Below are 8,337 nucleotides of genomic sequence, written 5' to 3' on the forward strand. Positions count from 1 at the left end.
GGGGCTCGCGCGCCGGCTCGGGCGCGGGCCGGACCAGGTCGCCGACGCGCTCCTCCCAGCCGGCGGCCGGGGTGGCCTCGTCGGCGGCGCCCACGGCTCCCGTGCGCGCGGCGACGAGCACCGCGACGGCGTGCTTGCAGTCCGAGGCGACCGGGCAGGAGCAGCGCGACGTCCATCGCCGCGGGTTGCCCGGCCGGGGCGCGAAGGGCGTGACGAGGGTGGAGTAGACGGTGTTCCCGCTGCCCCGGACCTCCCCCAGCAGCGCGCCGCCGCCGCTGCCGGTGAGGCGCTGCACCCGCCCCGCCCGGGCGTACTCGGCACCGCGCCGGAACGTGTCGTCGCCGACGACGGCCCGGACGGCGTCGTCGTCGATGGCGTCGGTCCAGTGCTCGGGCATCCGGGCAAGGCTACGGACCCCCGGGCGGGCGCGCCCCCGGGCGTGGAGGATGCCGGGGTGCTCGTGGTCGACGTCGCCAACCTGCTGGGGTCCCGCCCCGACGGCTGGTGGCGCGACCGGGCCGGCGCCACGTCCCGCCTGCTGGTCGCGCTCGCCGCCGCCGGGCTCGGCGAGGTGGTCGCGGTCGTCGAGGGCCGGGCCCGCGAGGTGCCCGACGTCACCGGTCTCACGGTGGTGCGGGCCGGCGGGTCCGGCGACGACGAGGTGGTGGCCCAGGTGCTCGCCCACCCCGGCTGCACCGTCGTCACCGCGGACCGGGGGCTGCGGGCCCGGCTGCCTCCGGGCACGGAGGTCATGGGCCCGGGGACGCTGCGGGACCGGCTCGACGGCTGAGCTCCTGCCCGTCCGACGGCCGAGCCCGGCCCTGCCCGACCATGGACCGGTGAGCCGCGACCCCGACCCCGTGCCGCCCGGCCCACCTGCACCCGTGCGTGCGCTGACCGCCGAGCAGCGGGCCCGGGCGGCCGGGATGACCACGTCCCCGCTGGTCGCGCCGGGCCTGCGGGTCCTGTTCTGCGGGATCAACCCGAGCCTGCGCACGGCGTGGACGGGCCACCACTTCGCCCACCCGGCCAACCGGTTCTGGACCGCCCTGCACCTGTCGGGCTTCACGCCGCGGCGGCTCGCGCCCGCCGAGCAGGACGAGCTGCTCGCCCTCGGCCTGGGCGTCACGAACGTCGCCTCCCGGACCACGGCCCGCGCGTCCGAGCTGTCCACCGAGGAGCTCGTCGAGGGCGGGCGGCGCCTGGCCGGCGAGCTGGCGGTGCTCCGTCCGCGGTGGCTGGCGGTCCTCGGCGTGACGGCCTACCGCACGGCCTTCGCCGAGCCCCGCGCCGTCCTGGGGCCGCAGGAGCGGAGGTTCGGCGGGACCCGGGTCTGGGTGCTGCCCAACCCCAGCGGCCTCAACGCCCACCACACGCCCGCGCAGCTCGGCGAGCGCTTCTCCGAGCTCCGCCGCGAGGTGGGCCCGGCCTGACCGGGTCGCCGCGCCCCGGCCGGACGCCCGAGGTTGCACGGATGCGCGGTCGCACCGCCCCGCCACCGCACATCGGTGCAAGGTGGGGAGCCCTCGCCGCGCGCCGGGCACGACCGAGGGGCCCCGTCGGGTGACGGGGCCCCTCGGTCGTCACCTCAGCAGCGCCGGACCGCGTACCGCAGCCGGAGCTGGTCCATCTCCGCCGTCGCGCCGGCCACCTGCGCCGAGGCGTCGACGGTGACCTTGCGCGGCGTCAGACGCCGGCCGCCGTCGTCCATGACGTGCTCGGCGCTGGCACCGGGTGCCAGGTCGAGGGTGTGCTCCTCGCCGAGCTGGCTCCTCACCACGACGGACGCGGTGACCGTCCCCCGGTTGACGAGCGTGACGACCAGCTGAGCCGTCCCGTCCTGGCAGCGGGTGGCGGCGGTCGCCGTCACCTCCAGCCGGGGCTCGGCGACCGTGACCTCGACCGTGCTGGTGACCGACGCGCCGCCGGGGCGGGTGACGGTGACCGTGGCGGTGCGGGTCCCGGGACCGGCGTAGCGGTGGACCGGGTCGGCGCCCGTGCCGGTCGTGCCGTCGCCGAAGTCCCACGCGTAGACGAGCCCGGCCGTGTCCGGCCCCAGGTCGGCGCAGGCGATGCGCAGCGAGGGGTCGTCAGGGTCGTGGACGACGACCGAGCGGGCCTTCTCGTCGGCCCGCAGGTCGGTCCGGACGACGACCTGGCCGCTGGCGCCCCCGGCGTCTGTGGTGAAGGGCAGCCAGATCTCGTTCTCCTCGGCGAAGGGCTGGGAGGTGTCGAAGCGGAAGTGCGCCCCGCCCCTGCCGACGGCGCAGGCCTGCTCGTGCACGTGGACCATGTGCGCGGTGCCCGGGCGCAGGCCCGTGACCTCGAGCGTGGTCACCGTGCCGGTGCGGTCGCGCAGCATGGTGGCCGTGCCGGCGACGTCCGGGTAGGTGGTCGTGCCGTCCGCGAACGGCAGGACGACGCCGCCGGTGGTGACCCCGGTGGAGAAGGCGACGTCGTAGGCGTCCGTGCCCGGTGAGGCCGAGGCCTCGACCGTCGGCAGCGCCTCCGGACCGGTGACCTCGACCGTGACGGACCCCTGGTAGGTGCCGCCGTTGCCGTCGGTGACGGTGAGGGTCGCGGTGTAGGTGCCCGGCTCCGTGTACACCGCCTCGGTGTCGGCGGTGGTCCGGCGGTCGCTGTCGTCGTCGGCGAGACCGAGGTCCCAGACGTACGCCAGCTCGTCCCCGTCGGCGTCCACCGCGCCGGCGCTCAGCTGCACCGCGAGCGGTGCCGGGCCGGACGGCGGGGTGGCGGTCGGCGCGGCGGTCGGCGCTGTGTTCTCGCCGGACGCCTCCCGGACCACGACCGTGCCCTGCATCGTCGTGCCGTGGATGCTGCACCAGTACGAGTACACCCCCGGTTCGGTGAAGGTGTAGCGGACCGGCTCGCCGCCGGCGTCCCGGTACTCGCGCAGCGGCGGGTCCCAGTTCTCGCCCCGGCTGGTGACGTCGTGGCCCATCGTGGCCTGGTCGAACTGCCACTCCACGGTGTCGCCCACCTCGACGACGACCTCCGAGGTGCCGGTGCTCTCGGCGACCCAGCGGTTGCCGCCGGCGTCGTCGACCGCGTCGACCACGGCGACCCGGCCGGGCTCGACCGCCTCGCCGTCCCAGACGAAGTCGTCGAACGCGGCGACCGGGGTGCCGCTCGCGCCACCGCGGACGGCCATCACGCCGACGCGCGGCGCGGTGATGCCGGCCAGGGACCGGGCGTCGCCGACCTGGACGAACTCCTCGCCGTCGAGCGAGTAGTAGCCGCGGACGGACGTGCCGTCGGACACCAGCCGGAGCGTGAGCTCCGTCGGGAAGTCCTCGGGCAGGAACGGCCCGTCGAACGACCCGCCCCCGGTGTGCCAGTTCCCCGAGAAGTCGAAGCCGTCGTTGCTCGGCGAGGACGACTTGAGGAACTCGATCCACTCGTTGCCGCCGCCCTTGTTGACGAAGGCGAGCTTGACGAACCCGGACGCCCCGGCACCGGCCACGACGAGACCGGCCTGCTGGCCGCCCTGGTCGGGGTCGAACGACAGCGTCGATGTCACCGACCAGGGACCGTCGGGGGCGGCCTGGGTGATGATGTTGGACGCGTCGGCGTACTCGCCCGAGTCCGGGGTCAGGCGCAGCGCGCCGCCGGACACCTCGTACAGCGACGGGTCGGGCCGGCGCACCTGCCAGTGGCAGCTGTCGAGCAGCTCGTCGTCGTCGAAGCTGTCTGAGCGGACGGGCTGCAGGCACGGCTCCGGCTCCTCGACGCTCACGGCGGAGACCGCGAACACGTGGAGACGGTCGTCGTCGGGCAGCGTGAGGGTGGCCGCGTCCTTGCCGGCCTGCAGGAGCACGGGCTGCGTGAACAGCATCACCCGCGGCGAGGTCTGCCCCCCGGAGTAGTGCCGGTAGGGCATGTCGACGGCGATCTGCTCACCGAACTTCGGGTTCTGCGCCCAGTCGGTGAAGCGCAGCGGGACCTGCTCGGTCGTGCCGTCGGTGTAGGTCAGCGTGCCGGTGGTGTCGACGTCCCCGTTGTGGGCCGTCGCCAGGACGCTGAGCATGTCGTGGTCGCCGGTGGGCAGCTGGATGACCTGCCCGTCCGCCTCGACGTTGTTGGCCTCGCCGTCGGCAGGGCTGCCGAAGACGTACTCGATGCCGTCGATCTCGACCGGACCGCCCTGCTCGCGCACGGCCTCCGGCAGCAGCTCGGCCGCGAGGCTCCAGCCGCCGCCGTCGAAGTTGCCGTCGGCGGGGTTCGCCGCAGTGGAGATGCCGTCGTTGTTCCACAGCTCCGACAGGTCCGCCACGGCCGGGCACTCGCCGTCGGCGAGGGCGACGACCCGCAGCTGCGTCCGGCCGGTGTTCCCGTCCGGGTCGGTGACCACGAGGGTGACGGTGTACTCGCCGGCCTCGGTGTACGTCCAGGTCGGGGTCGCCCCGGTCGAGACGTCGTCGTCCGTGCCGGCGACGCCGAAGTCCCAGGCCCAGGTCACGTCCTGGCCCTGCGGGTCGGTGGCGGTGCCGGTGAAGGAGACCTCGACCGGCAGGACGCCGCAGCGGGGGTCGGCGGCGGCCCGGGCGACCGGGTCGACGAGCACGGTGACGGTCTCGCCCTCGCGCTCGGCGCCCCTGTGGCCCTCGGCATCGACCGGTGTGACGGACGGGGTGAAGCTCCCGCCCTCGGTGTAGGTGTGGGTCACCTCGGCCCCACCGGTGACGACGTCGGAGCCGTCGCCGAAGGTCCACTCGTAGGTGATGGCGTCGCCCTGACGGTCGACCCCGTCCGCGGTGAGCGTGACCTCCAGCGGCGCGGCGCCGCTGGTGGGCGTCACGTCGACGGTGCTGACGAAGGGCTCGTCCACCTCGAGCTCGCGGACCTGGACGTCGCGGAACGAGACCGAGTCGGCGTCCCCGTGGTTCTGCAGGCCGACGAAGCCCTCGTCGGGGCGGGACCCGTCGGAGGTGTACGTGTTCACGACCTGGCCGTTGAGCGTCATCGTGTACGTCTGGCCGACGACGCGGACCGTGTAGTCGTTCCACTCCCCCACGGGACGGGCGTTGCGGCCGTCCTCGCGGTCGAAGTTGTAGACCGAGCCCGTCTTCTGGGGCTCGTCGCCGGGCTGGCCCTCCTTGATCTGGATCTCGTGGCCGCGGTCGACCGCGACGAAGGGGTCGTCGCCCGGGTCGGGGAAGCGAGCGAAGACGCCGGAGTTGTCGCCCTCGTCGGACAGCCGGAACTGCAGCTTCATCTCGAAGTCGTCGAACGTCTGCCCGGCGAACCAGAACAGGCCGAGCCCGCCCTCGGAGGTCAGCGTGCAGTCCTCGACGACGAACCGGCCGGGGCCGGACTGGCGCCACGCGGAGGTGTCGGTGCCGTCGAAGAGCAGCTCGAAGCCCTCGTCGGCGGTGGGCGGCGTGGTGCAGGCCCGGCGGGCCGTGACGTCGACCGCCCGCGAGCTGGTCTTGCCCGTGCTGTCGGTGACGGTGACCGTCGCCGTCCGGGAGCCGGCCTCGGTGTAGGTCCAGGACGCGGTGGCGCCCGTGGCGGTGTCGGCGTCGGTGCCGGCCACGCCGAAGTCCCAGGCGTAGGTGAGCTCGTCGCCGTCCAGGTCGACCGCCTCGGCGGAGAACGTGACGGCGAGCGGCGCGGGGCCGTCGGCCGGGGTGGCGGTCGCGGAGGTGATGTCGGGCGAGGTGTTCGCCGCGATGCCACGACCCTCGAAGCGGACCTGGTCGAGGTTGACCTCGCCGCCGCCGGTGTAGACGAGGTACAGGGGCCGGCCGCCGGCGTCGGCCTCGCGCGAGGTGATCTCGCCGCTGCCGGTCCGGTAGTAGTACTGGCCCTCGGTGCCGCCGGCCAGCGGGACGGTGGCGACGAGCGGACCGTCGGGGGCGCCCGCGCGCACCTGCACAGCGGCGTCGCCACCGGCCCCGCCGGAGTAGGTGACGTGGACGTCGGTCATGCCCGACAGGCTCATGGGGGACCACATGACCCAGTCGCCCTGGCCCACGCCGGTGACGATGCTGCCGCCGCCGGGACGCGTGCCGGACTTGTCGTCGTAGCCGGTGATGCCCACGCCCTGGCTGGCCGTGTAGTGCTCGGCCTGGCGCAGCCGCGGCTGCAGGGTCACCCGGTCGCTGCCGGTGAGCGGGGCGTTGGCGCCGTCGTTCGCGCCGCCGTCGGTGTAGCTGGCGAGCAGGACCCCGAAGGTGTTGGCGTCGGGGCCGTGGTCGCCGGCCGTCGACATCCGCAGCGTGCCCTCGCAGCCGCTCTCGGAGAGGTTCGGGTGCACGTGCGAGTCGTGGCCGAGGCCGGCCTGGACGACGACGCGGCTGCAGTCGACCTGCTCCTGGCCGTCGCCGACGACCACGCGGAAGGCGATGTCGTCACCGGGTCGGTAGAAGCCGCCGTCCAGCGGCGCGACGAGCTCGACGGTCGGCCGGGTGTTGCCGGCGGTCACGGTCACCGTCGCGCTGGCGCTCTTACCCGTGGCGTCGGTCACCGTGAGCCGGGCCTGGTAGTCGCCGGCGACGTCGTAGGTGGTGGTCGGGTCCTGCTCGGTGGAGTCGGTCGTGCCGTCCCCGTCGAGGTCCCAGGCGTAGGTCAGGGCCTCGCCGTCGGGGTCGCTGGTGCCCTCGCTGCTGAAGGCCACGGCGAGCGGGGTGGCGCCCTCGGTGACGTCGGCGGAGGCGCGGACCACCGGGGCGGAGCCGTCGACCGCGTAGTCGATGCGGACGAGCTTCGTCTGCGGCGAGCCCGAGAAGAAGCCGGTCCCGTACTCGAGCACGTAGAGCGAGCCGTCGGGGCCGAACTCCATGTCCGCCGGGGCGACCAGGCCGGACACGAAGTCGTCGATCTGCTCGATCGAGCCGTCCTCGGCCGTGCGGACCGTCTTGATCCAGCCGCGGCTCATCTCCGACATGAAGTAGACGCCCTCGTAGTACGCGGGGAACGCCGTCGCCGCCGCGGAGGTGTTCTGCGACTGCCGGTAGACCTGACCGCCGGTCGGGGTCGAGCCCTCGACCTCCGGGTACCGGAAGGGCCCGACGTCGGAGTAGGGGATCCAGGCGTCGGTCATCGGGGGCAGCGTCTGCAGCCCGGTGCTGTTCGGGGAGTCGTTGACGCCGGCCATCTCGACCGGGTCGTCGCACGGGAACCGCTTCGGGGACCCGTCCGGGTTCGTCCGGAACCGGTTGGCGACGAAGTCCCAGTCGACGTAGGCCCCGCCGAAGCGCATGTCGGTGAGGTCCTCGCCGACCTGCCCGCCGCAGTACGGCCAGCCGCCGTTCATGGCGACGTCGGTGCGGTTGAACTCCTCGAAGTGGCGCGGGCCACGGTTCGGGTTGTCCGCCCGGGAGTCGGGGCCGACCTCGCCCCAGTAGACGGTGCCGGTGTCCTGGTCGACGCCGAGGCGGTACGGGTTGCGCAGCCCCATGGCGAAGATCTCGGGACGGGTGCGGTCGGGGTCGGCGTCGGGGTACAGCGCGCTCGGGTACCGGCCGCCCTCGCCGAAGAGGTTGCCCTCGGGGATGTCGTAGGAGACGCCGTCGCCGGGGGTCGGGTCGACGTCGCCCTGGTCGTCGTCGCGGGGGACGACGCGGAGGATCTTGCCGCGCAGGTCGTCGGTGTTCGCCGAGGACTTCTGGGCGTCGTAGTCCGACCGGCCGGGCCGCTCGTCGTGCGGGGAGTAGCCGTCGTTGTCCGAGGACGACGTGTTGTCGCCGGTGGACAGGTGCAGGACCCCGTCCGGGCCGAACTGCAGCGAGCCCGCGGAGTGGCAGCAGACGTTGCGCTGGGTGCCGACCTCGAGGATGACCTTCTCGGACTCCACGTGCAGGTGGCTCTCGCCGTCCTCGTGGGTCTCGACCGTGAACCGGGACAGCCGGTTGGCGTCGTAGGACTCCGGCAGGGGCGCGTAGTAGACGTACATCCAGCCGTTGGTCGCGAAGTCGGGGTCGAGCGTGATGCCCAGCCCGCCGTCCTCCAGGCCGCTGAAGACGCCCAGCTGGGGGTTGTTGAGCAGGATGTCGACGCTCCCCGTGGCGGGGTCGTAGACGGAGATGTCGCCCGCGCGCGTGATGACGAAGACGCGCCCGTCGGGGGCGACCGTCAGCTCCATGACCTCGCCGAGCTCCGTGCCCTGGGCGAGGACGACCTTCTGGAAGTCCTCGAGGTCCGGCGGCTCCGCGGCCGCGGCCACGTCGCCGGGCGGGTCGTCCACGTCGGGCGTGGTCGACGGGTTGCCCGCGTCGGGCGACTCGGCCGGCGTGGGCTCGGCGGTCGCGGGCCCGGCGCCCTCAGGCCGGGTCGTCCCCCGCGACCGCGGCGAGCACGCCCTCGCCGTAGGTC

The 8,337-nt window shown here is 74.2% G+C and carries 4 protein-coding genes; 2 read left to right on the forward strand and 2 right to left on the reverse strand.

The window, feature by feature from the left end; genetic code table 11:
• Nucleotides 1–397, reverse strand: a 397-nt coding sequence (locus WCS02_RS14730) for an SWIM zinc finger family protein (RefSeq protein ID WP_340294528.1), incomplete at its 3' end; no start/stop codon positions are given.
• A 57-nt stretch (nucleotides 398–454) separates the two neighbouring features.
• Here WCS02_RS14730 and WCS02_RS14735 point away from each other — a divergent pair.
• Together WCS02_RS14735 and mug are read left to right on the forward strand one after the other, a co-directional pair.
• Nucleotides 455–790, forward strand: a complete 336-nt coding sequence (locus WCS02_RS14735; protein WP_340294530.1) for a hypothetical protein — start codon at nucleotides 455–457, stop codon at nucleotides 788–790.
• A gap of 49 nt (nucleotides 791–839) precedes the next feature.
• On the forward strand, nucleotides 840–1,433 hold the full coding sequence (gene mug / locus WCS02_RS14740) for a G/U mismatch-specific DNA glycosylase (protein WP_340294532.1): 594 nt from the start codon (nucleotides 840–842) through the stop codon (nucleotides 1,431–1,433).
• A 155-nt stretch (nucleotides 1,434–1,588) separates the two neighbouring features.
• Here mug and WCS02_RS14745 read toward each other — a convergent pair whose 3' ends face one another.
• Nucleotides 1,589–8,209: a PKD domain-containing protein gene (locus tag WCS02_RS14745; protein ID WP_340294534.1), complete on the reverse strand. Its 6,621-nt coding sequence runs from the start codon at nucleotides 8,207–8,209 to the stop codon at nucleotides 1,589–1,591.
• Nucleotides 8,210–8,337: the final 128 nt, after the last annotated feature.

Origin of the sequence: Aquipuribacter hungaricus (assembly GCF_037860755.1) — a bacterium.
Classification (GTDB): domain Bacteria; phylum Actinomycetota; class Actinomycetes; order Actinomycetales; family JBBAYJ01; genus Aquipuribacter; species Aquipuribacter hungaricus.